Origin of the sequence: Devosia sediminis (assembly GCF_016411825.1) — a bacterium.
Taxonomy (GTDB): Bacteria; Pseudomonadota; Alphaproteobacteria; order Rhizobiales; family Devosiaceae; genus Devosia; species Devosia sediminis.
Genome location: NZ_JAEKMH010000002.1, coordinates 789,531 through 815,158 on the forward strand (window position 1 = coordinate 789,531; position 25,628 = coordinate 815,158).

Below are 25,628 nucleotides of genomic sequence, written 5' to 3' on the forward strand. Positions count from 1 at the left end.
ACTTTTTCCGTGACCAATCCCGCAAAAGCCATCCGTATCGGCACCATGATCAGTGCCTCGGGCGGAAAAGCTACCGAGCGCATAGCCACCATTGCCGATCTGGGTTTCGAGAGCTTTGAGCCTTTCTTCTGGCAGACCACCAACGGCCAGGACCTGGCCGACCTCGGCAAACGCTGCAGGGACGCCATCGGCGATCGCGATATCACCATCTCGACCATCGGCATGTTCGGCAATCCGCTCGAAGAGCGGGAGATGGACTTGCAAACCCTTCAGGGCTGGGAGGATTGCATCGATAACGCCCACCATTTCGGCGCCACCTGCGTCGCCGGCTTCACCGGCCGCATCCGCAACAAGCCATTGACCGACAGCCTGCCGCGCTACCGCGAAGTCTGGAGCGAACTGGCCAAACGCGCCGCCGACAAGGGCGTCCGTATCGCCTTCGAAAACTGCGCCATGGATGGCAACTGGCAGACCGGCGACTGGAACATCGCCCACAATCCCGATGCCTGGGAGCTGATTTTCAACGAAACGCCGGACGAGCATATCGGGCTCGAATGGGAGCCCTGCCACCAGATGGTCTACCTGATCGACCCGCTGCCGCAGATCCGCAAATGGGCCCCGAAAATCTTCCACGTGCACGGCAAGGACGCCACCATCCGCTGGGACGTCATTCGCGAGCACGGCATTTTCGGGAAAGAAAAATTTGTCTTCATGCGCACGCCGGGCTTTGGCGACAGCAACTGGACCGACATCATCTCCGAGCTGCGCCTCGCCGGCTGGTCGGGCTCCATCGATATCGAGGGTTGGCATGATCCGGTCTATCGCGATGCGCTGGAAATGACCGGGCAGGTCCGTGCCTTGAACTACCTCAAGGATTGCCGTGGCGGCGACTTCGTCGACAACAGGGACTAGGCGATACGCGCAAAATCCGCGCTGCTGGCGCCCAGCAGCGCGCCGATCAGGTCCGACTGCGTCACCATGCCGGCCAGCGTGCCGCTATCGGTAGCGACCGGCAGGTGATGGTGGCCGCTGTCGAGCATCAGCCGCATAACCAGCGCGATCGGCATGGCTTCGGTGACGGTGGAGACATCTGCCGTCATCACATCGCGCACCTTGCCCCGCAGCGGCCGGTCGGAATTGCTGAGCGAGCGGAGGCGCCAGCCGAGGCCCGATGAGGCATGAGCCGGACCCCATTCGGCCTTTTCCAGGAGGTCGGTCTGGGTCAGGATGCCGACGACCTGGCCCCTGGCATCGACCACCGGCAGCGCCTTGACGCCATGGCTCCGCAGCGTCCTCAGGGCAACCCGCAGCGATGTCCCTGGCTGCACCCGCGCCACATCGCGGCTCATCACCATGCCTGCGGTGATACCGCCCGAGCGGCGCGAAAAGGCCAGCAATGCCGCGCGTTCCAGCATCTGCTCGAGGTCGACTGGATCGACGCTGACCACTTCGTCCCGCTCGCGGATCGCCGCCTTCAGATCCTCGATGGAAATGCCGAGGCTCACCTTGGGCGAGAAGGGCACCACCTTGCTTTCAAGAGCAGGCGAGGGCGCCGGCCTGTGCGGATATTCCTTGCCGGTGAGACGGTTGAACACCAAAGCGAGCAACAGGAGCACGACGGAATTGATGCCCACCGGCCAGAGCACGAAACCGAAGCCCAGTTCGGCAATCGCCGGCCCACCCACGACGGCCGTCAGCGCCACGGCCCCGCTGGGCGGATGAAGGCACTTGAATGTCAGCATGACGGCAATGCTGACCGCCACCGCCAGCGCCGCCGCCACCGGTGTGGGCCCCAGCACCACGGCACAGCTCACCCCGACCAGCGCCGCCAGGCAATTGCCGAGCAGGATCGACCAGGGCTGCGCCAGCGGGCTCGCCGGCACCGCAAACAGCAGCACCGCCGAAGCGCCAATCGGCCCCATCAGCAGCGGCAATGCTGGCCCCGGACCCAGCGCCAGGGCGGTGATGCCGGCCGTGCCCAGCAGCCCCAGGAAGGCGCCCAGCGCCGCCCGCAGCCGTTCGAGCGGGCTGACGGCGACCATGTTGGGAATGAAGCGGGCGAAGAAGGACATGGCGGCTGACCTAGCATCGCTGCGTCCGCGGCTCAAAGCGCCCCAATGCGTTCTTGCGCCGCTTCGCGCAAAATATTGCTTTGCCGCTCCCGGTTTTGCACAGAAGCGCAAGCCTATTGACTAGTATGGAAGTTATGATGATCCTGTGCCCAATCTGAGTGGGGACAACCTCTCAGGAACGGCCGGAGACACGTCATGGGCCCATGGGCCCAGCCAGGGTATGTGGTCAAGCGTGAGCTACGCGGTACGTCTTCTGTCTGACCGATGCTAACCCACGGACAGTTGCTCGTATCGACCTTCTGAGTTGCCCGCAAAATGATTGCAACCGTGCGGTCGCGGTTGGCGGGACGATCCTTCCCAGCAGCACCGCGCTTTTTTGCATCTGGCCCCAAATGGGGCGGGGCGGGAGGATGGGATGGAGACCGCGACCGGTGCAGCCTGCACCGACCTCGAACGCTATCTGTTCGATCTTAATGGCTATCTGGTGCTGTCCGGCGCGCTGAGCGCCGATGAAGTGGCCGCCTGCAATGCCACGCTCGACCAGCATCAGGATTTCGTCGGCGACGGCTGGGACGGCCATGTGCGCCTCTACAACAATCCCGCCCGCCAGGAAGGCCTCGTCCTGCAGCAGGTCTATGAGGCCGGCCCCGCCTGGGAAAAGCTGATCGATCACCCGTCCTGGTTCGCCAAGGCCGTGCATTTCATCGGCTCCGACGATCCCGAGAATTTCGACGGTCACCACGGCCCCGCCTTCATCGACGAATGCTTTGCCTCGGTGCGCGGTCCCGGCCAGGCGCTGCGCCTCCATTCCGGCGGCCATGTCGGCACAATCCGCACGCAATACCGCTTCCATGCCGGCAGATTCCATTGCGGCCAGGTCAATGTGCTGGTCGCCCTCAACGACATCGGTCCGGGCGACGGCGCCACCATGGTCATTCCCGGCAGCCACAAGTCCAACCTCAGGCATCCGCAGACGATCGCCGTCGACAAGCGCGATGAGCAAACGTCCGTCGATGGCATTGCCGGCGCGGTTGAGGTTCACCTCAGGGCCGGCGACGCACTGATGTTTGTCGATGCCATCATGCATGGCTCGGCTCGCCGCACCAATCCGGGCCAGCGCCGTATGACGGTTTACCGCTATGGCCCGAGCTGGGGCTATTTCAGGCACGACATGATCCCGAGCGCCGATCTGCTGGCGCGGCTGACGCCGCAGCAGCGCCGGGTGGTCATGCCGCACAAGGCGCCCCTGGCCGCCACAGGCTAGGACCACCGCGAAGGGGATTTTGCTGACCCGCACAAAGAGGTACGTAAGTCAGCAAGTAGCAAGGGCGCATATCGGTTGAGGAGCCGACGACGCGCCAGACAAGAATGCTCAAGGGAGGAACAGATGAGCAGACTGACGAGACGAACATTCCTGGGGGCTTCCGGCTCGGTGCTGGCGCTGGCCGCCATGGGCCGCCCGGCTTTCGCCCAGGCCGCCGAAATCCGCCACTTCTGGTGGGGCAATCCCGAGCGCGACAAGCGCACCTTTGAAGTCATCGAGATATTCAACGGCAAGAATCCCGATATCAAGGTGTCGGGCGAAACTCTTGGCTTTGCTGATTATTTCACCAAGCTCACCACCCAGATCGCCGGTGGCAACATGCCCGACGTGATCCAGCAGGGCTATGGCGTGCTGTTCGAATACATCGCCAATGGCGCCATCGTTCCGCTCGACGACTATGTCGGCAAGAGCCTCGACATCTCCAGAATGGACCAGAGCGCCATCGACGCCGGTACCGTAGATGGCAAGTTCTATGCCCTCTCCATCGGCGCCAATTCGCACATGGCCATGTACAATACCCGCCTCTTTGAAGAGGCCGGCATCGTTCCGGGCGAGACCTTCGATCCCTATGGCTACACCTATGACGAGCTCAGCGAATTCGCTGCGGCCATCAAGGAAGCCACTGGCGTTCCGGGCACCGACGACAATACCGCCGACTACCAGAACTTCTCCGACTTCGTCGGCCAGAAGGGCGCCATGCTCTATAACGAGGATGGCTCCTATGGTCCCACCCAGGAAATCGTCGAGGAATACTGGGCGACCTGGGAAAAGATCCGCAATGCCGGCGGCACCCCTCCGGGTCCCGAAAGCGCGGGCCTTTCCGGCGTGTCCGATCTTGCTTTGATGGGTGTGGTCACCGGCAAGTCGGCCATGACCTATCTCTGGAGTAACCAGCTCGTCGGCGTGCAGGGCCTGATGCAGGACAAGCTTGGCGCCGCCATGTACCCCAATACCGCAGAAATGCTGCCCGGTTCGGTGGTGCAGCCGAGTCAGTTCGTCTGCCTCACCCGCGACAGCGCCAATCCGGAAGCCGCCACCACCTATATGAGCGCCTTTGTCAACGATCTCGACATGACGGCGGTGCTCGGCCTCGAACGCGGCATTCCCAGCCAGAGCGAAGTCCGCGCCGCGCTCCAGCCCAATCTCACGGAAGTGGAGGCCCTCTCGGTCGAGTTTTTCGACAAGATCCAGGGCAAGACCGCGACACTGCCGCCGCCGCCGCCAAGCGGCTCGGGCGAGGTCGAGCAGACATTTGAGCGCCTGGCGGTCAACGTCTTGCTGGGCGAGCGCTCGATCCCCGAAGTCGCCAGCGACTTCCTGGCGCAGGCCCAGGCCATCCTGGCCCGCGCCTGATCTGTCTTCACCTCTCCCTTGGGGGAGAGGTCGACCCGCAGGGTCGGGTGAGGGGGCCTTCTGGACACAAAGGCCAAAAGGTCCCGCCGCCCTTCCTGCCAGGCCATCCCGGTCTGCCGCCCTCTCTCCCGTGGGGCGGCGGATAACTCCCCGGGCAGAAGCGGCACCTGTCGCTGGTCACGACAGGTGCTGCATCCCGGTATCCATTTGGACTGAGACTGGAGCCACGCGTGCAAAAATTCTTCCGCCGCAACTTTGCCGGCTATGCCTTTCTCTCGCCGTGGCTCATCGGGTTTTTCCTCCTGGCCATCGGGCCGATACTGGCCTCGCTCTATCTCAGCTTCACCAAATACAATGTCGTCCGCCCACCCCAGTGGATCGGGCTCGACAACTATTTCTACATGTTCCAGTTCGATCAGCGCTTCTGGAAGGCCATGCAGGTCACCTTCACCTTCGTGGTGATTTCCGTGCCGCTGAAGCTCATCTTTGCGCTTGGCGTCGCGATGGCGCTCGACAAGGGCATTCGCGCCATCGGCTGGTATCGCGCCCTGTTTTATCTGCCATCGATCCTCGGCGGCTCCATCGCCGTGGCCATCCTCTGGCGGCAGCTTTTCAACTATGACGGCGTCATCAACTCCATCCTGCGCCTCGTCGGTCTCGACGGACCCTATTGGCTGGCCGATCCAAAATATTCGCTCTGGACGCTGATTGTCCTGGCCATTTGGCAGTTCGGCTCGCCCATGCTGATCTTCCTCGCCGGCCTTCGCGCCATTCCGCAGGAACTCTACGAGGCCGCCGAGATCGATGCCGCCGGTCCGATCAAGAAGTTCTTCGCCATCACGGTGCCGCTGCTCGCACCGGTCATCTTCTTCAATCTCGTCCTGCAGATGATCGAGGCCTTCAAGAGTTTCTCGGGCGCCTTCATCATTTCCGGCGGGGCAGGGGCGCCGCTCGACAGCCTGCTGTTCTTCACCGTCTATCTCTACAACGAAGCCTTCAGCTTCCTGCGCATGGGCTACGCCTCGGCCCTCGCCTGGGTGCTGCTGCTGATCATCGCCCTCTTCACCGCCATCGCCTTCTGGACCAGCAAATATTGGGTCCACTACGAAAACGAGAGGGGGTGAAGATGATGCGAACGATCCCTGAAACGTCGGCTCCTGTGCATCCCTCCCCCTTGAGGGGCTTGAGAGCGGCCCGCAGGGTCAAATCGCTCCAGTGGAGCGATTTGAGCGAACAAGGCCACGAGGCTATGCCGAGTGGCCAGGTAGCGACGCTAGGCCGCCAGGCAAAGCTGGGTGGAGTGAAATTGACTGGGCTGGACTGTGAGCCAGTGTTTCTTCGCCTCCCTCCCCTTGAGGGGGAGGGTAGCGACGCTAGGCCGTCAGGCCGTAGCAAAGCTGGGTGGGGTGAATTCCAACCCCACACTCAATATGCGCTGTGTCACCCCACCCTCGGTCCCTCCCCCTCAAGGGGAGGGAGGCGCAGGAACCATGACAATTTCGTCCGCGACATTACCCAAGAAATCAGTTCCGCCCCTCCCCCTGTTTTAGGGGGAGGCTGGGTGGGGGTTCTCGAGGCAAGACAATGACCGCCACCGCCATGCCCGCCACCACCGCCGAAATCGCCCGCGCCTATCGCGAGGAACGAGCCCGCCGCGCCAAGCGCGCTGGCCTTCTCAAGCACGTCTTCCTGATCCTGACGTCGCTGATCATGGTCTATCCGCTGCTCTGGATGCTCTCGGCCTCGTTCAAGCCCGACAACCAGATCTTCGGCAGTCTCAGCCTATGGCCGAGCACCTTCGAATGGCAGAACTACTGGGAAGGCTGGAACGCCTTGCCGGTCAGCTTCACCACCTTCTTCTGGAATTCCACCGTCGTCACCGTGCTCTCGGTGATCGGCAATGTCATCTCCTGCTCCTTCGCCGCCTATGCCTTTGCGCGGCTCGAATTTTCTGGCAAGACCATCTGGTTCGCGCTGATGATGATGACGCTGATGATCCCCTACCATGTGGTGCTCATCCCGCAGTACATCCTCTTCCTCAACCTCGGTTGGGTCGATACCTACCTGCCGCTGATCGTGCCGCGCTTCCTTGCCGGCGACGCCTTCTTCATCTTCCTGATGATCCAGTTCTTCCGGCAATTGCCGCGTGAACTCGACGAGGCCGCCATGATCGACGGCTGCTCGCCCTTCAAAATCTATTGGGCCATCATCATGCCGCTGTCGCTACCGGCCATGGCCACGGCGGCGATCTTTTCCTTCATCTGGACCTGGGAGGATTTCCTGGGGCCGCTCGTCTATCTCAACGACATGCAGGACTATACCGTCCCCCTGGCGCTCCGCAGTTTCATCAGTACCGACGGCGTCAGCCAGTATGGCCCCATGTTCGCCATGTCGATCCTCTCCATCCTGCCCATCCTGCTGTTTTTCATCATCTTCCAGCGCCTCATCATCCGCGGGATTGCAATGAGCGGGTTGAAATGAGCAGCGGGACGCAATTCTTCACCTCTCCCTCTGGGGGAGAGGTCGGCGCGCAGCGCCGGGTGAGGGGGCCTTTGCCACCGTGCTTGCAGAAAGGCCCCCTCACCCTACCCCTCTCCTCCAGAGGGAGAGAGGGCGCACCGTGCCCAATGCAAACGACAGTTCGACCGGAGTAGACATGGCATCCGTTACCCTTTCCGAAGTCCGCAAGGCCTATTCCGGTTTCGAGGTCATCCACGGCATCGACCTGGAGGTGCAGTCGGGCGAGTTCCTGGTGCTGGTCGGCCCGTCCGGCTGCGGCAAGTCCACGCTGCTGCGCATGATTGCTGGGCTGGAGGACATAACCGACGGCACCGTCTCCATCGGCGATCGCGTGGTCAACGACCTGCCGGCCAGCCAGCGCAACCTCTCCATGGTGTTCCAGTCCTATGCGCTCTATCCGCATATGACGGTGCGCAAGAACCTCGCCTTCGGCCTCTCCAACTTGCGCATGCCCAAGGACGAGATCGCCCGCCGCGTCGCCGATGCCGCGCGTATCCTCCGCATCGAGGAACTGCTCGAACGCAAGCCGCGCCAGCTCTCGGGCGGTCAGAAGCAGCGCGTCGCCATTGGCCGCGCCATCGTCCGCGAGCCGCAGCTCTTCCTCTTCGACGAGCCGCTTTCCAATCTCGATGCCGAACTGCGCGTCCAGATGCGCGTCGAGCTCGCCAGCCTCTACAACCGGCTCGGCACGACCATGATCTACGTCACCCACGACCAGACTGAAGCCATGACCATGGCCACGCGCATTGCCGTGCTCAACAAGGGCAATCTCGAACAGGTCGGCACGCCCTACGAACTCTACAACCACCCGCGCAATCTCTTTGTCGCCAGCTTCATCGGCTCGCCCAAGATGAACCTGCTCACGGGTCAGGCCACGGGGCAGGGGATCGACCTCTCCGGCATCGGCAGGCTCCCCACGCGCGTGGCCGCCGACGGCGCCGTCACCGTCGGCATTCGCCCCGAGCACCTGGCGCTCGACGGCTCGGGCGACATTGCCATGGACGGCACCATCACCTTGGTCGAATATCTGGGCAGCGAAATCTTCGTCTATGTCGACCTGGCCGACGGACACAACCTGCTGGCCCAGGCGCCGGGCAATGCCCAGTTCAAGCGCGGCGACAAGGTCAGGCTCGGCTTCAAGGCCAATGACGCGCATCTGTTTGACGCGGCTGGAAACCGCATCGAGGCAAAAGCTTGAACCACACGCTGCTCGAAGCTCTGCGAAACACCGATGTCGCCGGCAAGGTCGGGCCACTGGCCAAGCCGGCCGACGCGGCCCTGCTCGCAGAATGGCAACGCTCCGGCGTCCGCTTCGCCTCCAGCTCCGAGCGCCTGACTAATCGCTACTACGATGCCGTCCGCGAACTCTTCGACTGCGTCGCTCCCTCCGCCGACGAGGTGCCGATCCTCCACGAGGGCGGCATCTATCATGGGTGCTGGCTCGAAAGCACCGGCACCATCAATGCAGAGCTCCTGAGCCGCTTCCTGCCCTCGATCACCACGGCAACCTATTCCGCCTTCGCCCGCTATCAGCGAGCGGATGGCCTCTTTCCCTACAAGGTCACCCCGCAGGGTCCAGCCTTCAACCAGATCCAGCTTGTCACCCCGCTCGCCCGCTCGGTCTGGAACCACTTCCGCCTCAACCAGCTCGATACCGACTGGTTGAGCCACATGTTCGGCGCCATGGCCCGCTATGACGGCTGGCTGGCGCGCTATCGCAACACGCTCGGGTCAGGTGCCGTCGAAGCCTTTTCCACCTACGATACCGGGCACGATCTCTCGTCCCGCTTCTGGCACGTGCCCGACAGCCCCTTCGGCAACGACCCGACGCGCTACGATCCCGACAATCCCACCTTGCCCTTCATTGCCCCCGATCTCACCGCCAATGTCGCCTGCCAGCGCGATTATCTCGGCGCCATTGCCGATCATCTCGGTGGCGACGGCAATGCCTGGCGCCTCAAGGCCGAAGCCAGTCGCAAGGCGCTCTTCGAGCAGTGCTACGACCCCGACGACGCCTTCTTCTACGACCGCGACCGCCATGGCCGCATGGTCCGCATCCAGTCCGACAATCTCCTGCGCGTCCTTGCCTGCGAGATCGGCGATGCCGACAGTTTTGCCGAGGCGCTGGACCGCTACTTGCTCAACACGCGGAAATTCTTCGCCAAGTTCCCGCTGACCTCGATCGCGCTCGACGATCCGCGCTTCGACCCGACCTTCGGCCAGAACAGTTGGGACGGGCCCAGCAATTTCCTGACCCTCATCCGCACGCCGCAAGCCTTCGAGCATCACGGCCACCACACCGAGCTGACCTGGATCATGCAGCCCGCGCTGTCGGCGCTCTTCGCTGCCGACCGTTTCCCGCAGACCCTGAGTCCCTTCTCGGGCGAGGCGGGCTTCACCGAAAAATACTCGCCCTCGATTCTCTGCCTTCTCGATTTTGTCGAGCGCCTTTCCGGCATTCTGCCGCGCCCCGATGGCACGCTCTGGTTCACCGGCCTCCTGCCCAAGCCCGCCACCCACCGCTACGAACTTTGGGAAACTGCCTATGCCCGCCGCGTCGACGGCACCGAGTTCGAACTGCTCAACGGCCTTGAGAGCAGCGAGGTCTATCGCAACTGCAACCTGCTCGGCCGCTTCCCCGCCGGCCTCCGCGTCGTCACCGATCGCAACGGCGCGCTCCGTGAGGTCATCGGCGTCACCAGCCGCATCGTGACCGGCGAAATCGAGTGGGACGGCCGCCCCTTCCCCATCGAGGTCGCACCCAACCAGCGCTGGCGTCTCGGGGCAGGCGGCCCCGAGCTGGTCGTCGCTCCGGGGATGGTCTTGCCGAGCCACGGTTAACAGGCGTAGCCTCCTCTGACAGGACGGTGACAGGGAGCGTGCCTAAGCTCCGGCGCACGGATGCAACGACATCCGCGTTTTGTTCAGGGAGGATCTATGAACAAGCTGCTTCTCGCGGCGCTGGTGACCGGCGCCCTTTCGACCCCCGTTTTCGCTGCGGACTACACCATCATGGCGCCCGCTGCCCCCGGCGGCGGCTGGGACCAGACGGCCCGCACCATGCAGGAAGCCCTCCAGGGTGAAGGCATTTCCGGCAATGTACAGGTGACCAACGTTCCCGGCGCCGGCGGCACCATCGGTCTCGCCCAGTTCGCCACCCAGGAAAACGCCAATCCCGACGCCCTGATCGTCGGCGGCTATGTGATGGTCGGCGCCATCCTCACCAACATGTCGCCCGTCACTCTCGACAACGTCACCCCCATCGCCCGCCTCACCGGTGAGGCCGTCGGCATCGTCGTGCCGGCCGCGTCGGACATCCAGACCATTGATGACCTCGTGGCCAAGCTCAAGGAAGACACCGGCGCCGTCGCCTGGGCCGGTGGTTCGGCCGGTGGCGTCGACCACATCACGGCCGGCCTCATCGCCAAGGCCATCGGCGTCGATCCGACCCAGGTCAACTACATCGCCTATTCGGGCGGTGGCGAAGCCCTTGCCGCCATTCTGGGTGGCCAGGTGACCGTGGGCATTTCCGGCATCAGCGAATTCGCCTCGCAGATCCAGGCGGGCGAACTGCGTCTCCTGGCCGTCTCGACCGATACCCGCGTCGATGGCTTCGATGCCCCGACCCTCCAGGAAGCCGGCGTCGATGTTGCCGTGCAGAACTGGCGCATGGTCGCCGCCGCTCCCGGCATCACCGACGAGCAGAAGGCAGCCATCACCGCTGATGTGAAGGCCATGGCCGAGTCCGCCACCTGGCAGACCGCGCTCGAAACCAAGGGCTGGGTCGACACCTATCTTGATGGCGAGGCCTTTGATGCCCAGCTCGACGCCGACATCACGGCGACCGAGTCCATCCTGAAAGACATCGGCCTCGTCCAATGACACCTGGCTCCTCCAGCCGCGAGCGTCGCCCCGATGGGGCGGCGCTTGTCATCGCCGTTATCCTGGCCGGCCTCGCCGCGATCATCTTCTGGCAGACCAGTCAGATGCGCGTCCCCCCAATCCAGGCGCGCGTCGGTCCTACCGTGTTTCCCTATGTGATTGCCACCGGCCTTGCGCTGCTGGCCGTGGGCACCGCCATTTCCGCCCTGCGCAACGGCTTCCCCGCCCGCAGCAAAGACGATTACGGCCCCATCGCCTGGATCATCGGCGGCCTCGTCGCGCAGATTTTGCTGCTCTCGACCGCTGGCTTCTCCATCGCCACCGGCGTGCTTTTCGCCTTCACGGCCAAGGCCTTCGGCCGCGGTCCGCTCTGGCAGACCATTCCCATCGGCGTCGTCTTCTGCTTCGTCGTCTGGTTCCTCTTCGCCAAGGGGCTGCAGCTTTCGCTTCCCGCCGGCCCGCTTGAGCGCCTCCTCACCACGGGGAGCTTTTGATGGACACTTGGGGTCTTCTCGCACAGGGGCTGATCGCGGCCCTGCAGGTGCACAATCTCATCTATGCGCTGATCGGCGTGACCCTGGGTACCGCCGTCGGCGTGCTGCCCGGCATCGGCCCGGCGCTGACCGTGGCGCTCTTGCTGCCCGTCACCTACAAGCTCGATCCGGCCGGTTCGCTGATCATGTTTGCCGGCATTTATTATGGCGGCATGTATGGCGGCTCGACCACGTCCATTCTGCTCAACACGCCAGGTGAAAGCGCCTCTATCGTCACCGCGCTGGAGGGCAACAAGATGGCCCGAAAGGGCAGGGGCGGCCCGGCCCTTGCCACCGCCGCCATCGGCTCCTTCGTCGCCGGCCTCATCGCCACCCTCGGCCTCGCCTTTGTCGCGCCCACGGTGGTGAAGTTCGCGCTGTCATTCGGCCCGGCCGATTATTTCGCGCTCATGGTCCTCGCCTTCATCACCGTCTCGGCGGCCTTCGGCGACTCGGCCCTGCGCGGCCTCACGGCCCTGTTCATCGGCCTTGGTCTCGGCCTTATCGGCATTGACCTTCAGACCGGCCAGACCCGTCTGGCCTTCGGTGTCATGGACCTGCTCGACGGCATCGAGGTCACCACCATGGCCGTGGCGCTTTTTGCCATCGGCGAAACCCTCAAGACCGCGTCCGATCGCGACCAGGTCAATGCCGAGGTGATCGCCGTCAAGGGTTCGGTCTGGATGACTATCGAGGACTGGAAGCGTTCCTGGGCCGCCTGGCTGCGCGGCACCTTTATCGGCTTCCCCATCGGCGCCATGCCGGCTGGCGGCGCCGATGTGGCGAGCTTCCTCTCCTACAGTGCCGAAAAGAGCTTCACCAAAAAGCCCGAAGAGTTCGGCAATGGCGCCATCGAGGGCGTCGCCGGCCCGGAAGCGGCCAACAATGCGTCCGCCGCTGGCACCCTCGTGCCGCTTCTGACCCTCGGTCTGCCGACCACCGCCACCGCCGCCATCATGCTGGCCGGTTTCCAGCAGTTCGGCCTCCAGCCCGGCCCGCTGCTCTTCACCAACAATGCTTCGCTGGTCTGGGCGCTGATTGCCAGCCTGCTCGTGGCCAATTTCATGCTGCTGGTGCTCAACTTGCCGCTGATCGGCCTGTGGGTGAAACTGCTGACCATCCCGAAACCCTGGCTCTATGCCGGCATCCTCACCTTCGCCACCCTTGGCACCCTGGGAGCAAATGGCGCCATGTCCATGGGCGTCGGCCCGGTGCGGATTTCCTTCGAACTGGTGCTGCTCCTGGCTTTCGGCGTCCTCGGCTATCTGCTGCGGCGCTTCGGCTACCCGATTGCGCCGGTCGTCGTCGGCCTGATCCTCGGGCCTATGGCCGAGCAGCAGTTGCGCCGCGCATTGGCCATCAGCCAGGGCGATCTCAACATCCTGGTCTCCTCGCCCATCGCCATTGCGCTCTATGTGGTCGCCTTCATCGCCCTGGCGCTGCCGCTCTACCTGCGCCTGCGCGGCAAGGGCGCCATGTTGGGGCAACTGGCAACAGATGAGGATTGAGGCTGGCCTCACACCGACCTGTCACCCCGGCTTCGAGCCGGGGTCCACCTGAGATCTCAGTAAGAGCTCCGCCGCTGCCCCCATCGTCACCACCCGGCTTGACCGGGTGGTCCATGCCACCGCGCAATGGATTGCCCGGACAAGCCGGGCAATGACGAAGAAAAGGAAATTCTGGCCATCAAGGCGCAGAACAGTACGCAAACAAAAGCCCGGCTACCAGAGACTGGTAACCGGGCTTTGTCATATCGGCATTGGGCGCGCGGGCCTCGGTAGGGAGGGGCCTGGGCTCATGCGCCCTGTCCACGCTGCGACGCTTGGGTGTGTGCTGTCAGAGATTCAGCGCACCCGGGCGGAGCTTAGATCTTGCCGATGTTGCGGAATGCGACCGGGTCGATGCCCAGGTTGTCGAGGTGCTTGGCCTTGGGCGCCCGGCCCCCTTCAACGGCCGCCGACACAGCAGCAGCGCTGCCGAAGACGGTGACGAAAGTGTCGAGGGTCGCAAAGAACTTGTTCTTGCGCGGGGTGCTCATTTTCCAATCCTTCCTATCGAACCCGGACGATCCGGTTCGTTTCCATGACCAATAGATGCGCCTTGCCCCGCCGCATCGGTAGGGCTCGATTGGTCACTCCAGCCATGCACTGGGGGAATATCTAAAAGGTCGGAGATCCATCCGCTCCTTCCTACCCTCCCCCTCAGAGGGAAGGGTAGCGGCGCTAGGCGCAACGCGCCGTAGCGAAGCTAGGGAGGGGGTGACTTACTTCGGCGAAACGATTTCCTGCCAGGTATCGAGGAAGCGCTGCCGCCGCAGCGTGTCGAGCGCCACCAGCAGGCCCGGTCCCAGTGGGATGGGCTGGATCACGCCACGTCCCCGTGCCGCAATGGCTTCGCTGGTCCATGGACCCGACCCGTCGGGCACCACCGAGCCGAGCGCCGTCGGCCCCGAGGCCACGGCCTGGCCCTCCGGCGACAGCGCGAAGTCCACAAAAGCCTTGGCGAGCTCTGCATTGGGCGCATCCCTCGGGATCAGCATGCTCCGCGTCAACACCAGCACGTAGTCGTCAGGCACGACGATCTCGATCGGCGCGCCTTCGGCCTGTCGGGCAAAGGCATAGGAGCCCAACACATTATAGCCCAGCGCCAGGCTGCCTTCGGCCACCCCGTTGAGAATGGCCGGGCTCGACCCCGAGAACCGCGCATTGACGCGCCCGAAGGCGCTGGCCAGCCGCCAGAAGGTTGACGAAATGGTCTGGTCCTGTGCCGCCAGCAGATAGCCGACGCCCGAGACGCCGATGTCATAGGTGGCAATCTTGCCGCGGAACCGCTCGGTCTGGGTTTCCAGCATTTCCGCCAGCGTCAGGTGGGTGCGCGGCACCTCGTCGTCACCGATCAGCTCCCGGTTGTAGATGATCACAGCCGGTTCGAAGGTGAAGCCGAACACCTCGTTGCGCCAATGCGCCCAGTCGGGCAAGGCGGGGAGGTAGGGGCTGTCATAGGCCAGCGCATAGCCGTCATTGGCGAGCTTGAGCTGCAGGTCGGAGGCCGAGCTGATCACCAGGTCGGGCGGGGTCTCGAAGTCATCGGCCAGGATGCGCTCGTAAAGCGGCCGCGAGTCCGTTTCTTCGTATACAACGGTAACGTCAGCGTTCCGCGTCTGGAACGCCTCGACGAAATGCGCGAACAGCGGCGTATCAGTGACGCCGAGGATGTTGAGCACCGTCGCCGACGATCCATCGCGCGCCGGATAGAGCGTTGTCGCCGCGTCGGCGGGCGCTGGCATCAGCACCAAGGCGGGCACCGTCATCATTGCCATGACCAGCGTCGCCAGGGCAGGGGAGCCCATGGCGCGGCGGGGCAGGGGCAGGGTTATGGCTACGGTCAGGCCTCCGCCATCGCGGTCGCGAAGCTCGAGCGTGCCGCCATGGGCCTCCGCTACGCGAGCAACGATGGAGAGGCCAAGGCCCGACCCCACCTTGCCCGCGCTGGCCTTGCCGCGGCGAAAACGCTCCAGCACTTCTGGCTTTTCCGCATCATCGATGCCCGGCCCCCGGTCGCTGACCTCCACCACGAGGCTCCCTTTGTCCACCCGCCCTGAAATGTCGACCGGGCCGTCGGAATAGACCAGCGCATTGTCCACCACATTCCGCATCATCTCGCGCAAAGCGACGCGGTCGGCGCGCAGCGGCGCCACGGCGGCCTCGTCCGTGATCGATACGCTGAGCCGCAGCGCCTGGTCCGGGTCGAGCCGCTGCGCCACCTCAGCAACCACGGCGCCCAGCGTCGTGGTCTCGACTTCCTGGTTTTCCATGCGATGCGAAATCGTCGCTTCCATAAGGAGCTGGCTCACAAGCTGGCTGGCCTGTACCGCCCCGGTATGGATGCGGCCGACCCGCTTGCGCAGCGCTTCCGGGTCCTGCTCGTCCATGGCCACTTCGGCCTGCGCCCTGAGCGAGGCCAGCGGCGTGCGCACTTCATGCGCCGCTTCCGCCACTAGGCCGCTCACCCGTTCCATGGCGTTGCGCAGGCGCGCCATGAAGCCGTTGAGCGCCGCCACCAGATGATCGACCTCCTCCGGCACCGGCACGGTGATCGGCGACAGGTCGTCCGGCGCGCGGGCGCGCAGTTCATGCTCGAGTTCCGTTAGCGGCGCGAACATGCGCGAAATCCCGAACCAGACGAGCCCCACTGCTAGCAGCGTCAGCGCAATCACCGGGAGCACCGCATTGGAGAGGATTTCATTGCTCAGCGCCTCGCGCTGGTTCTGCGTTTCCGCCACATGGATCGTCACCCAGCCGGTGTCGCTCGCGGTGGAAATCAGCCGCCCGACGCTGGCCACCCGCACCGTCTCGCCGCGATAGGTCATGTCGGCAAAGCGCGGCTCGGCCGAGACGGTCTCTCCCACCTGCGCCGCCAGGTCCTCATAGCCCGTCACCGTCGAGGCGTCGGGGTCTTCCACGGCGTAAAACACCCGGTCCTGGCCCGAAAACATGGCAAAGGCGGCGAACGGGATTTCCACCACCACCGCCTCGTTCTCCACCTGCACCGCCCCGGCAATGGTCAGCGCCGAAGCCGCCAGCAATCGATCAAAGGCGCGGTCCGAGGCGCGCTCCGCATAGTCGCGGATGAAGATGATCAACACCACAGACGCCGCCAAAAGCAGCGCCAGCGCCAGCGCAAAAATGCGGCGGCGGATAGAGAAGGGTTTTGCAACGCGGGCAGGCATCAGGCCGGCATCTGTCGGAGTGATCGCCAAAGTCGTGCTCCTGCGCCTCCCTCCCCTTGAGGGGGAGGGAATGAGGGTGGGGTGACCTGACGGGTGCTGAAGATGCGGATCATCTACTCACGCACCCGCACCACATACCCGACCCCGCGTACCGTGCCGATTTCCACATTCGCCGCCTCGAGCTTCTTGCGCAGCCGCGAGATATGCAGCTCCAGCGCATTGACCGAGACCGTCTCGTCAAAATTGAACAACTGGTTCATCAGCCGCTCCTTGGCCACCACCTTGCCCTCATGGGCAACGAGGATTTCCAGGAGCCGGAATTCGCGCCGCCCGAGTTCCAGCGCCTTGCCATCCACGGCCGCGTTGAGCCCGGCCAGATCGAGTTCGAGATTGCCGACCCCCACCGTGCTCGATGCCTGCCCGCCGGTACGCCGCAGCAGCGCCCGCAGCCGGGCCTCCAGCTCGCGCAAATCGAAGGGTTTGACCAGATAGTCATCTGCCCCGAGGTCGAGCAGGCTCACTTTGTCGTCGATTTCCGAGCGTGCGGTGATGACAAGGATCGGCGCGTTGAACTTGCGCTTGCGCAGTTCCGCGATCAGCCCGATGCCGTCGCGATTGGGCAGCATCAGGTCGAGCGCCACCGCATCGAACGGCTCCGCCTCGGCCGCGGGCACCACGTCGTCCCCATCCTTGACCCATTCCACCGAATGGCCGGCCGTGCGCAGGCGCTTTTCGATGGCCTCGCCCAGGTCCTCATTGTCCTCCACCAGCAAAATGCGCATGCGTCCTCCTCGGGGGGAGACCCTAAGCAAGGCGGGGAGAAATGGGAATTGGAATTGCGTCTAGGTCCTAAAGCGAGCGCGCATATCCGCGCAATTGCTCGACCCAGAGGCCGACCTGCCGTGCCAGGCCCATCACCGAATAATCCGGCGGATCGACATAATCGGCCAGCATCCGCGCGGCGATCGCCTTGCCCTCGCGCACGATGCGGCGTTCCATCAGGTCCTGTCCGGCATTGGGTACGCGCATGGCTGCCTCCGTATGGTTGACAAAACCTTAACGGAGCCTCCCGTGCCTGTCTGCCGGCTTCTCTTCGCATGGTTTACGCCCGCGCCCCGGCGGATGGATTGCATTGCGCCGATTGGCTTAAGCGCCCTGCAAGGCCGGCCTCTTAGGCTCCCTCCAAGCCTCCATAAAAAGACAAAGCATGCCGCCCCTCGCCAATTCCTCCGTCACCTCGCTGCTGCTGCTGGAGCGCCGTATCGCCCCCCGCCGCAATACCTGCATCGAGGCGACCATCGCCTTCGGCTTCACCAAGGTCCCCTGCGTGGTGCGCAACGTCTCCGACAGCGGCGCCAAGCTCGAAGTCGCCAAGGTCACCGGCATCCCCGATCGCTTCGAGCTCGTCGTGCCCGGCCACCGCCCGCAGCCCTGCCGCGTCGCCTGGCGTGCCCTCAAGGAAATGGGCGTCGAATATCAGTCCGCCTGAGCGTTTCCAGCAAAAGTGGTAACGGTTTTGTGGTTCGGAAACGCGACCAAAAGCCTACACTGCCGGCCGGATCGAGCGCTTCTGCGCCGCAATGCGAAAGGGCGCATTGACCGCGCCATAGCCGGCATAAGTCCCCACCCGCTGCACCACTTCGAAGAAGAACCCTTCCCCGAAATTGGGCGTATAGAGCTGGAAGAATTCTCCGCCCGCATCGCGGTCATAGAGGATATTGTGCTCGGCCAGCTTGCCGATCATGTCAGCGTCGAGCCCCAGCCGCGCCGCCAGGTCGTCATAGTAGTTCCGCGAAATCTCCAGCGATTTCAGCCCATTGGCCTTGAGCGCCCGCGCCGTCGCAAAAATGTCGGCGCTCGAAAACGCGATATGCTGCACGCTCGACCCGAACGTCTCGGCGATGAAATGCCCCGCCAGCGTCCGCCGGCTTTCCGCCCCGTTGAGCGTCAGCCGCAGCGACCCCTCGCCGTTGGCAATCACCTGGCTGCGCACCAGCCCTGACGGATCGACCACATCCACCATCGGCCCTTTATCGACCACGAAGATCGACCGGTAGAACAGGATCCAGGTCAGCATTTCCTCGTAGTTCATGGTCTGCGCCACGTGGTCGAAGCCGACAAGCGCGGCATCCGCCCTGGCCGTGCCCGGCTCGGGCGCAAATTCCACGTCCCACACGCTGGCGAGGTCCGAGTGATCGTCGAGGAAATAGATCACCCCGCCGCCCACGCCGCGCACCGCCGGGATCGAGAGCTCCCCCGGCCCCACGCGCTGCGCAAAATTCTGCGCCCCCAGCGCCTTGGCGCGCTCCAGCGTCGCCGCCGCGTCTTCCACGAGCAGGCCCATGGCATAGGCCGATGTGCCATGGGTGAGATAGGCGGCATGCGCCAGCCCCTCGCGCTCGGTATTGATGATGATATTGATCGCGCCCTGGCTGAACCGCTCGACGCTCTTGGTCCGGTGCCGCCCCGTCCGCGCAAAACCCAATTGCCCCAGCATGCCCCGCAGCGTGTCCGCCTCGGTCTCGTCGGCGGTGAATTCCACGAAACTGACCCCCTTCACCGGGACGCGTGGCGGCAGGGCAGGGACCCTTGGCGCCACTTCCGGCTCGGCCTCGCGCACCTGGTCCATGAGGTAAATCAGCGACCGGTGCCCATCGAGCGCAATGGTGCGCGGCGAACCTGATCGAAACTGGTCGTTGAAGATTTCGAGCGACAGCGGACCCGCATAGCCGGTCGCCGCCACCGCCCGCGCAAACTCCACCACAGGCAGGTCGCCTTCGCCCGGCATGTTGCGAAAGTGCCGGCTCCAATAGAGCAGATCCATGTCGAGCGCGGGCGCATCGGCCAGTTGCACGATGAAAATCTTGTCGCCGGGAATGGCGCGGATCGTGTCCGGATTGATCTTTCGCGACAGGCTGTGAAAGCTGTCGAGGATCAGGCCCACACTGGCGTGGTCGGCCCGCCGCACCACTTCCCAGGCGTCGCGATGGTCATTGACATGCCGCCCCCAGGCCAGTGCCTCGAACCCCACCTTGAGGCCGCGCTTGCCCGCCCGCTCCCCCAGCTCCCGAAAATCCGCCGCCGCCCGGTCGATCCCGCCTAGCGCCGCCGGCGCCACGCTCGAACACACCAGCATCAGCGGCGCGCCCAGTTCCTCCATCAGGTCGAATTTTCGTTCCGCCCGATCAAAAGCCGCGCTCCGCTGCGGCTCGGGCAGGCCCTCGAAATCCCGGAACGGCTGGAACAGCGTGATCTCCAGCCCCAGATCCTCCGCCATCCGCCGAACCTCGGCCGGGCTCCGGTCAAACGCCAGAAAATCGTTTTCAAAAATCTCGACCCCATCAAACCCCGCCGCCGCGATAGCTTCCAGCTTCTCGCGCAAATCCCCGCTGATGGACACGGTGGCTATGGAGGTCTTCATGGCGCCGATCTTTGTGCAAACTAACTAGTTCGTACAAAGTACAGGGAGGAGGGGGTGGGGTCAATGAGGGGGAGGGACCACGTTGCAGGCAGCCAAGCGGCTGGCCAAGCAGCGCGCCGTGGTTCGCGACCTTCGCACCGGCGACATCCTCTACGTGTTCGATGTTCCTGGCCAGCGCCTGAGCAAGCCCTTCATCCGACTCGACTTCAGGGCCAAGGCGCAGGCCCTGATGGCAGCCGGCGGTGCATTACGGCCGGCATTGTCCGGCGCGCGGACCTAGCGGACACCAACTTCTATGAGCTATTCGGGGTGATATGACCGCCGTGGGGGTACGCCACTTTCCCCGTGGCAGACGCTGCGAACAGCCTCCGAGCCGGACCGGCGAATTCCCGGCTGTCATCAAAACATACGCCGTAGCTGCACCAGAGCCAACGGTTAAAAGGGGAGGTTTTTTAGTTGGTCGGCAACGGGGCGCAGCCACGCGAATTGAGGAACGGTAGCCAGCAACTCTGTCACCCAAATAAGCAGGCCTGTTAACGAGGCAACGGCAATCCCTGCTATCGCCGCCTTGGCGAGCCCGAACACGAGGCTGCTTCCTGCAGTCCCAAAGTTGAGCAAAGTGCTAACAATGCTGTGCTTCTCGGTCACGCCCCTGTCGCCACCCATGGTCGAGACATCAGCGATAGCAAGGACTGCTTCATCGGTCAGCAGACTGGACAATTCCTTGCCCCTCTCCACGATTGCCTTGGCGATATCCGCGAGTTCCGCAGCCATTGCATCGGAAACTTCATCGTCAATCGCATCCTGCTGATAGGCGCGCCAATCGGGAAAATTGCTGAGGTATTGATCTACATGCCCCAGTAGTGTTTCGAGCTGGCTATAGATGGCCTCGTGAAGTTCGGTCCTGCAGGCAACTGTGGCATTCCTTGCCACAACGTGAGCAAGCCCTATGTGTATTGCGGATGATGTCGCCTCAAGCTTCGAAAGTAGACGCTGAAAGACAAATGCCAAGTGAGCCGAGTTGCCAGCTGAAAGCACATCGACCATACCCGTGAACCCCGGTTTGGGTTCGGCGAAAGCGCAAGCCATTTGGCCGGGCGGGGTTTCTGCGCGTCCATGCGCCGGTCAGGTGATCGTTTCGGGGTGCCGCAGATAGGCCAGGATCATGCGGCGGCTTTGCTCCATCATCCCGGTCTCGCTTCCCACCGGATGGTTTTCCAGCGCCCGATGGGTGACGCTTTCGAGCACGATCTGGATCAGCGCCGCCGCTGCGGACAATGGGATGTCGGCTGCGATTTCCTCGGCGTGCAGAGCCAGCCGCGCTTCAATCATCGCCGCGATCCTGGCGCTGATCTCCCGCGTCTTGCCGGTGCGCCCCAGCCGGGCGGCCAGTTCGTCAAGCGCCCGGTGCTGGGCGGGCGCGTCCTTATGGGCGCTGCGGGCGAAGGCGATCATGGCGTCGATGCTCGCCAGCAGGCTCGTGGCCGGGCCGAGCTCCAGTTTCGCCTCGAACGACGCCGCGAAGCCGTCGCTGGAGTGATCGAGGACCGCCGAGGCCAACGCGACCTTATCTGGAAAATACTGATAGAGGGATCCGATACTGACGCCGGCCCGCTCGGCGACCGCGGCGGTGGTCATGCGCTCATATCCACGCTCGGCCAGAATCTGAGCCGCCCCGGTCAGGATCGCCTCGACAGTCGCCTGTGACCGTTTTTGTCGGGGCAATTTTCGATAGTTTTCAGTCACTTGCCGGTCCATCCGGGCGCGGTCCGGAATGCGAATATCAAATATGAGGAAAGCCTCACATATTCGCGTTTCCCTTGCAACGCCGCTGACGTGGTGGCGACGACCCGAAAGCAAAGCGCGTGAGACCCATCGAGACCCTGCTGCTCCTAGACACCCTTTTCATGGTCCTGGCCCTCGTTGTCTCGCGCCTGCGACAGCCGACAGTGCTCATCACCGGCGCAGCGTTCGCGACTGCCTTTCTGCTCCTGCATCTTCTGTTGGAAGGCTATCGCTGGCAGATGGTCCCTGCTTACGGTCTCTGCCTGCTGCTGGGTTTGGGTATTGTCCTGCACACGTGGCCGGCGTCACGCTGGCGCTGGTCTCGGCCGTTCTCGATCGCATCGGGCGCCGTCTTGCTGGTGGCGTGGCTGCTGCCCAATGCGGTCCCCATGTTCCAGCTCCCCGACCCGTCAGGACCCTATGCCAGTGGCTCGCTGACCTACCATTTTGTCGATCCCGGTCGGTCCGACTGGGTGAACAGGAATGCCCCGCGCGAACTGATGGTGCAGGTGTGGTATCCCGTTGCGAAAGCGGCGACTGGCGAGCGCGAACCCTATATCCCGCATGCTCTCGACTTCGGCGGCGGCCTGGGCAATGTCCGGCTGCCGGGCTTTTTCCTCGACCACCTGACGCTGGTCGAGACACATGCTCTCCGCGCGGCGCCGATGGCGGCGGGGCTGGAGCGGTTTCCCCTGCTGATCTTCTCGCCGGGGGCCAACGGCTATCGGCAGCACAACATGTTTCAGGTCGAGGAACTGGTCTCGCATGGCTATGTGGTCGCGGCAATCGACCATCCCGGGGCTGCCCGCGCGGTGGTGTTTCCCGACGGACGGCGGATGCCGCACGACGCCACGCTGATGAACATACCCCGCTTCTTTGCCGAGCCCGGCTTTGGCGAGGCCATTTTCAACTATCTCGCAGGCGACGTATCCTTCGCGCTGGACCAGATCATGATGCTTGATGCCCACGATCCACGCAGCGTTCTCACCGGGCGGATCGACACTGCCAGGGTCGGGGTGTTCGGCGTGTCCCTGGGCGGGCTCGTGGCCGCCGAAGCCTGCCGCCAGGACGACCGCATCGCCGCATGCCTCATCGAAGATGTCTTCGTCCCGGCCGATGTGATTGCCGACGGCGTTGACCAGCCTACCATGTGGCTCAGCCGGGACGCCGACAGCATGCGAGCCGAGCGGTGGACGGAGGCGCAGATCGGTCTCCACCAGACCAGCATGCACGCGGCGCTGGAGGGCTCCCGCACCGATGGCTATATCGTCAGCATCCCCGGAACCTTCCACCTGAACTTCACCGACCTGCCGTTTACCCTGAGCGAGCCTCTGGCAAAGGGGCTGGGCCTGACCGGATCGATCGACTGGCGGCGCGGACACCACGCCATCAACGCCTTCAGCACCGCCTTCTTCGACCGTTATCTCAAAGGCGAGAGTAGTGACCTGCTCCTCGCCTGCTGGGAGCAGTTTCCCGAAGTTGACGTGATCTCCCGGATAGCCGGAATGGGTGGAGCCCTCTGGCCTCATTGACGCATTCGAAGTCGCGGCAGGCTAGGCCTTGATCGCCTCGGCTTTGGCCACGAAGCGCAGCACCATGTCCACGGTGTTCTGCTTCAGGCGTGCCTGCATATCCGCAGCGCCGAAGTCGCGGGCAAAAAGCTGCGAAAAGGTGGCGCGGTTGGAGACGTTGAAGAAGCACAGTGCACTGATCTGCCAGTGGATTTCCAGCGGATCGAGACCATCGCGGAACAGCCCGACTTTGAGGCCGCGCTCATAGAGGTCGCGGATCTTGGCGATGGCGGTCACGTTGAGGTCGCGCACCACGCTGGAGCGTTCGAGATATTGTCCATGGTGGATATTCTCGATCATCACCATGCGGATAAAATCCTCATGCTGGTGATGGTGTTCAAAGGTGAATTCGACGAGGCGTTTGAGCCCATCCACGGGCGAGAGGCCGGCAATGTCGAGTTCGGCTTCGCCCTCGCGCACCGTGGCATAGGCGCTTTCGAGGGCGCTGAGATAGAGCCCTTCCTTGTCCCCGAAATAGTAGTAGATCATGCGCTTGCTCGAGCGCGTCTTGGCGGCGATCTCGTCGATGCGGGCGCCGGAGAGTCCATTGAGGGCGAATTCCTGGCTCGCCACCTCGATGATGTTCTGCTTTGTCCCCTCGGGGTCCTGCTGGCGCGTCGACGCTTTGCGTCCGGCCCGCTTCACCGCTGATCCCGTCTCCGCCATCGGGGAAAAACCCTTTCCAACACCTCCGCAATTGACCGAACTAACCAGTTCGTACATTGTGGAGCAAATCGCCTCACGTTCTTGTAATGGCGAGACGTGGGCTAAAACAAGGGCGGACGCCGCCGTCCGGGGAGCAGTCTGGTGAATCAGTCCGATCGCGTGCGCAAGGCCTTTGCGGTCGTGGATGCCGAACGCCCGGATTTCGATCGTGGCGGCGTGGACACGATCCGCATCGGCCTTTTCGGCCGCGGCATCGGTTCGTCGCTGACCCCGATCATGCACGAGACCGAAGGGCGCCGACACGGCCTTGCCTATCGCTACGACCTGATCGATTTCGACCGCCTTGGCCTCGAGGACGACGATCTCGAAGCCATGTTGGCTGGCGCGCGCACCCGCGGCTATTGGGGTCTCAACGTCACGTACCCCTTCAAGCAGGCCATCGTCCCGCTGCTCGACGATCTCTCGCCCGAGGCCGATGTCATCGGTGCGGTGAACACCGTCGTGCTGCGCGACGGCGCCTGTGTCGGCCACAATACCGATAGCTGGGGCTTTGCCCAAAGCGTCCGCACCGGCCTGGGCGCGGTGCAGATCGATCATGTCGTGCAGGTCGGTGCGGGGGGCGCGGGTGCCGCCATCGCCCATGCTCTGGTACAGCTCGGCGCCATGGCCATCGACATCGTCGACGCCGACCCGGTCCGCGCGCAGCACCTGGCCGCGCACATTGCCCGCACCACGGATGCGCGCACCCAAGCGCTTGTGCCGGCGCAACTGCCCGAGGTCATCGGCCTCGCTGCCGGTGTGGTCAACGCCACGCCGGTCGGCATGGAAAAGCTTCCCGGATTGCCCTTCGATCCCGATTTGCTCCGTCGCCGCCAATGGGTGGCCGACCTCATCTATTTCCCGCGCGAAACCGAATTGCTGCGCCGGGCGGCCAAACTCGGGTGTCGCACGCTGCCGGGGGGCGGCATGGCCATCTACCAGGCTGTTCGCGCCTTCCGCCTGTTCACCGGCATCGATCCGGACAGTGCCGAAATGGGCAGGACATTCGCCGAATTCGCCTAGGCCAGCTTGCCAGTCGACAGCACATGCGCGACGCCGCTGTTGACGTGGCTTGCCAGCATGGCCTGTGCGCCGTCCACATTACGGGCTAGCGCCATCTCGAACAGGGCCTTGTGATCGCCCACCACACCTGCGCCGCGAAAGCTCGCGGCCAGCATGTGGTAGCGCAGGAACCGGTCGAAGATCGCCGCATGCAGGTCCAGCAGCACCTGCGATCCACAGGCCGAGATCAGCGCATTGTGGAAGGCGAAGTCGTAGCGCACCCAGTTGACCGTGTGCCGCTCCTGGCCCGCCAGCAGCTTCTTTTCGGTTGCCGCCAGCTTGTGGTGGGCCGCGACGACACGTCCCTCCCATTCCAAGTCGCCATGAGCGAGCGACAGGCCCAGCGCATGGCTTTCGAGCAAAAGCCGGAGGTCGGCGATTTCCTGCAGGTCCTGCCGTGTCGCCGGAGCGACAGCAAAACCCTTCTGCCCCTCCGCGACGACAAGCGATTCGCTGGCCAGCCGGTTGAGGATCTCGCGCAGTGTACTCACGCCCACATCATAGCGTTCGCGCAGGGCTTCAAGGCGCAACTTATGCCCGGGCGACAGCCGGCAGGCGATAATGTCCTCGCGCAGGCGGTGGTATGTGGTTTCCCCGATAGTTGGGGCAGCTTCGCTACTGTCGATCATTTTTATATGGCAAAACTCGGTTTATCTGATAATTATCAAATC

General features: G+C 63.7%; 24 protein-coding genes. 14 read left to right on the forward strand and 10 right to left on the reverse strand.

Annotated elements, in window-relative coordinates; genetic code table 11:
- Positions 1 to 9 precede the first annotated feature (9 nt).
- Positions 10 to 912, forward strand: a complete 903-nt coding sequence (locus JEQ47_RS11060) for a sugar phosphate isomerase/epimerase family protein (RefSeq protein WP_198876455.1) — start codon at positions 10 to 12, stop codon at positions 910 to 912.
- Here the strand turns inward: JEQ47_RS11060 and JEQ47_RS11065 are convergent.
- Positions 909 to 2,072, reverse strand: coding sequence for an HPP family protein (locus tag JEQ47_RS11065; RefSeq protein WP_198876456.1), 1,164 nt, complete (start codon positions 2,070 to 2,072; stop codon positions 909 to 911). The genes JEQ47_RS11060 and JEQ47_RS11065 overlap by 4 nt on opposite strands.
- A gap of 415 nt (positions 2,073 to 2,487) precedes the next feature.
- Here JEQ47_RS11065 and JEQ47_RS11070 point away from each other — a divergent pair, with 415 nt between their 5' ends.
- The 9 genes from JEQ47_RS11070 to JEQ47_RS11110 all read left to right on the forward strand — a co-directional run bounded on the left by JEQ47_RS11070 (position 2,488) and on the right by JEQ47_RS11110 (position 13,192).
- Positions 2,488 to 3,336 carry a phytanoyl-CoA dioxygenase family protein gene (locus JEQ47_RS11070; protein ID WP_198876457.1) on the forward strand — a complete coding sequence of 283 codons (849 nt, stop codon included), beginning with the start codon at positions 2,488 to 2,490 and terminating at the stop codon, positions 3,334 to 3,336.
- A gap of 123 nt (positions 3,337 to 3,459) precedes the next feature.
- On the forward strand, positions 3,460 to 4,749 hold the full coding sequence (locus tag JEQ47_RS11075; RefSeq protein WP_198876458.1) for an ABC transporter substrate-binding protein: 1,290 nt from the start codon (positions 3,460 to 3,462) through the stop codon (positions 4,747 to 4,749).
- A gap of 230 nt (positions 4,750 to 4,979) precedes the next feature.
- The gene (locus JEQ47_RS11080; RefSeq protein ID WP_198876459.1) at positions 4,980 to 5,873 is read left to right on the forward strand and encodes a carbohydrate ABC transporter permease; all 894 of its coding nucleotides are present in this window, start codon (positions 4,980 to 4,982) and stop codon (positions 5,871 to 5,873) included.
- Positions 5,874 to 6,348: 475 nt separating this feature from the next.
- Positions 6,349 to 7,230 (forward strand): carbohydrate ABC transporter permease, encoded by an 882-nt coding sequence (locus tag JEQ47_RS11085; RefSeq protein WP_407931785.1) that lies wholly within the window; start codon positions 6,349 to 6,351, stop codon positions 7,228 to 7,230.
- A gap of 175 nt (positions 7,231 to 7,405) precedes the next feature.
- On the forward strand, positions 7,406 to 8,467 hold the full coding sequence (locus JEQ47_RS11090; protein ID WP_198876461.1) for an ABC transporter ATP-binding protein: 1,062 nt from the start codon (positions 7,406 to 7,408) through the stop codon (positions 8,465 to 8,467).
- Positions 8,464 to 10,110: an MGH1-like glycoside hydrolase domain-containing protein gene (locus tag JEQ47_RS11095; protein WP_198876462.1), complete on the forward strand. Its 1,647-nt coding sequence runs from the start codon at positions 8,464 to 8,466 to the stop codon at positions 10,108 to 10,110. The genes JEQ47_RS11090 and JEQ47_RS11095 overlap by 4 nt, the downstream gene beginning before the upstream one ends.
- A 96-nt stretch (positions 10,111 to 10,206) precedes the next feature.
- On the forward strand, positions 10,207 to 11,151 hold the full coding sequence (locus JEQ47_RS11100; RefSeq protein ID WP_198876463.1) for a Bug family tripartite tricarboxylate transporter substrate binding protein: 945 nt from the start codon (positions 10,207 to 10,209) through the stop codon (positions 11,149 to 11,151).
- Positions 11,148 to 11,645 (forward strand): tripartite tricarboxylate transporter TctB family protein, encoded by a 498-nt coding sequence (locus tag JEQ47_RS11105; RefSeq protein ID WP_198876464.1) that lies wholly within the window; start codon positions 11,148 to 11,150, stop codon positions 11,643 to 11,645. Before JEQ47_RS11100 ends, JEQ47_RS11105 begins: the two co-directional genes overlap by 4 nt.
- Positions 11,645 to 13,192, forward strand: a complete 1,548-nt coding sequence (locus JEQ47_RS11110) for a tripartite tricarboxylate transporter permease (protein WP_198876465.1) — start codon at positions 11,645 to 11,647, stop codon at positions 13,190 to 13,192. The genes JEQ47_RS11105 and JEQ47_RS11110 overlap by 1 nt, the downstream gene beginning before the upstream one ends.
- A 356-nt stretch (positions 13,193 to 13,548) precedes the next feature.
- Here JEQ47_RS11110 and JEQ47_RS11115 read toward each other — a convergent pair whose 3' ends face one another.
- The 4 genes from JEQ47_RS11115 to JEQ47_RS11130 form a co-directional block, all read right to left on the reverse strand.
- The gene (locus JEQ47_RS11115; RefSeq protein WP_198876466.1) at positions 13,549 to 13,722 is read right to left on the reverse strand and encodes a hypothetical protein; all 174 of its coding nucleotides are present in this window, start codon (positions 13,720 to 13,722) and stop codon (positions 13,549 to 13,551) included.
- 225 nt (positions 13,723 to 13,947) lie between these two features.
- The gene (locus JEQ47_RS11120; protein ID WP_236020781.1) at positions 13,948 to 16,443 is read right to left on the reverse strand and encodes a sensor histidine kinase; all 2,496 of its coding nucleotides are present in this window, start codon (positions 16,441 to 16,443) and stop codon (positions 13,948 to 13,950) included.
- A gap of 83 nt (positions 16,444 to 16,526) precedes the next feature.
- Entirely contained in the window at positions 16,527 to 17,195 is a 669-nt protein-coding gene (locus JEQ47_RS11125; protein ID WP_198876467.1) for a response regulator transcription factor, read from the reverse strand.
- A 67-nt stretch (positions 17,196 to 17,262) separates the two neighbouring features.
- The gene (locus tag JEQ47_RS11130; RefSeq protein ID WP_198876468.1) at positions 17,263 to 17,442 is read right to left on the reverse strand and encodes a hypothetical protein; all 180 of its coding nucleotides are present in this window, start codon (positions 17,440 to 17,442) and stop codon (positions 17,263 to 17,265) included.
- 178 nt (positions 17,443 to 17,620) lie between these two features.
- Between JEQ47_RS11130 and JEQ47_RS11135 the strand changes: the two genes are divergently transcribed.
- The gene (locus JEQ47_RS11135) at positions 17,621 to 17,902 is read left to right on the forward strand and encodes a PilZ domain-containing protein (RefSeq protein WP_236020782.1); all 282 of its coding nucleotides are present in this window, start codon (positions 17,621 to 17,623) and stop codon (positions 17,900 to 17,902) included.
- A gap of 54 nt (positions 17,903 to 17,956) precedes the next feature.
- On the opposite strand, the gene JEQ47_RS11140 is transcribed toward JEQ47_RS11135, so the two are convergent.
- Positions 17,957 to 19,834 (reverse strand): bifunctional sugar phosphate isomerase/epimerase/4-hydroxyphenylpyruvate dioxygenase family protein, encoded by a 1,878-nt coding sequence (locus tag JEQ47_RS11140; RefSeq protein ID WP_198876469.1) that lies wholly within the window; start codon positions 19,832 to 19,834, stop codon positions 17,957 to 17,959.
- A gap of 82 nt (positions 19,835 to 19,916) precedes the next feature.
- Between JEQ47_RS11140 and JEQ47_RS11145 the strand changes: the two genes are divergently transcribed.
- The gene (locus tag JEQ47_RS11145) at positions 19,917 to 20,114 is read left to right on the forward strand and encodes a hypothetical protein (protein ID WP_198876470.1); all 198 of its coding nucleotides are present in this window, start codon (positions 19,917 to 19,919) and stop codon (positions 20,112 to 20,114) included.
- Between the two features lie 155 nt (positions 20,115 to 20,269).
- Here the strand turns inward: JEQ47_RS11145 and JEQ47_RS11150 are convergent, their stop codons facing one another.
- Entirely contained in the window at positions 20,270 to 20,881 is a 612-nt protein-coding gene (locus JEQ47_RS11150) for a hypothetical protein (protein ID WP_198876471.1), read from the reverse strand.
- Between the two features lie 78 nt (positions 20,882 to 20,959).
- Positions 20,960 to 21,580 (reverse strand): TetR family transcriptional regulator, encoded by a 621-nt coding sequence (locus JEQ47_RS11155; RefSeq protein ID WP_328768806.1) that lies wholly within the window; start codon positions 21,578 to 21,580, stop codon positions 20,960 to 20,962.
- A gap of 119 nt (positions 21,581 to 21,699) precedes the next feature.
- On the opposite strand from JEQ47_RS11155, the gene JEQ47_RS11160 reads away from it, so the two are divergent.
- A complete protein-coding gene (locus JEQ47_RS11160; RefSeq protein WP_198876473.1) occupies positions 21,700 to 23,151 on the forward strand; it encodes an alpha/beta hydrolase family protein in 1,452 nt (483 codons plus the stop codon).
- 21 nt (positions 23,152 to 23,172) lie between these two features.
- Here the strand turns inward: JEQ47_RS11160 and JEQ47_RS11165 are convergent, their stop codons facing one another.
- Positions 23,173 to 23,856, reverse strand: coding sequence for a TetR/AcrR family transcriptional regulator (locus tag JEQ47_RS11165; protein WP_198876474.1), 684 nt, complete (start codon positions 23,854 to 23,856; stop codon positions 23,173 to 23,175).
- Positions 23,857 to 24,072: 216 nt separating this feature from the next.
- Between JEQ47_RS11165 and JEQ47_RS11170 the strand changes: the two genes are divergently transcribed.
- Positions 24,073 to 24,918 carry a shikimate dehydrogenase gene (locus JEQ47_RS11170; RefSeq protein WP_328768979.1) on the forward strand — a complete coding sequence of 282 codons (846 nt, stop codon included), beginning with the start codon at positions 24,073 to 24,075 and terminating at the stop codon, positions 24,916 to 24,918.
- On the opposite strand, the gene JEQ47_RS11175 is transcribed toward JEQ47_RS11170, so the two are convergent.
- The gene (locus tag JEQ47_RS11175; protein WP_198876475.1) at positions 24,915 to 25,586 is read right to left on the reverse strand and encodes a GntR family transcriptional regulator; all 672 of its coding nucleotides are present in this window, start codon (positions 25,584 to 25,586) and stop codon (positions 24,915 to 24,917) included. The two genes, JEQ47_RS11170 and JEQ47_RS11175, sit on opposite strands and share 4 nt — an antisense overlap.
- Positions 25,587 to 25,628: the final 42 nt, after the last annotated feature.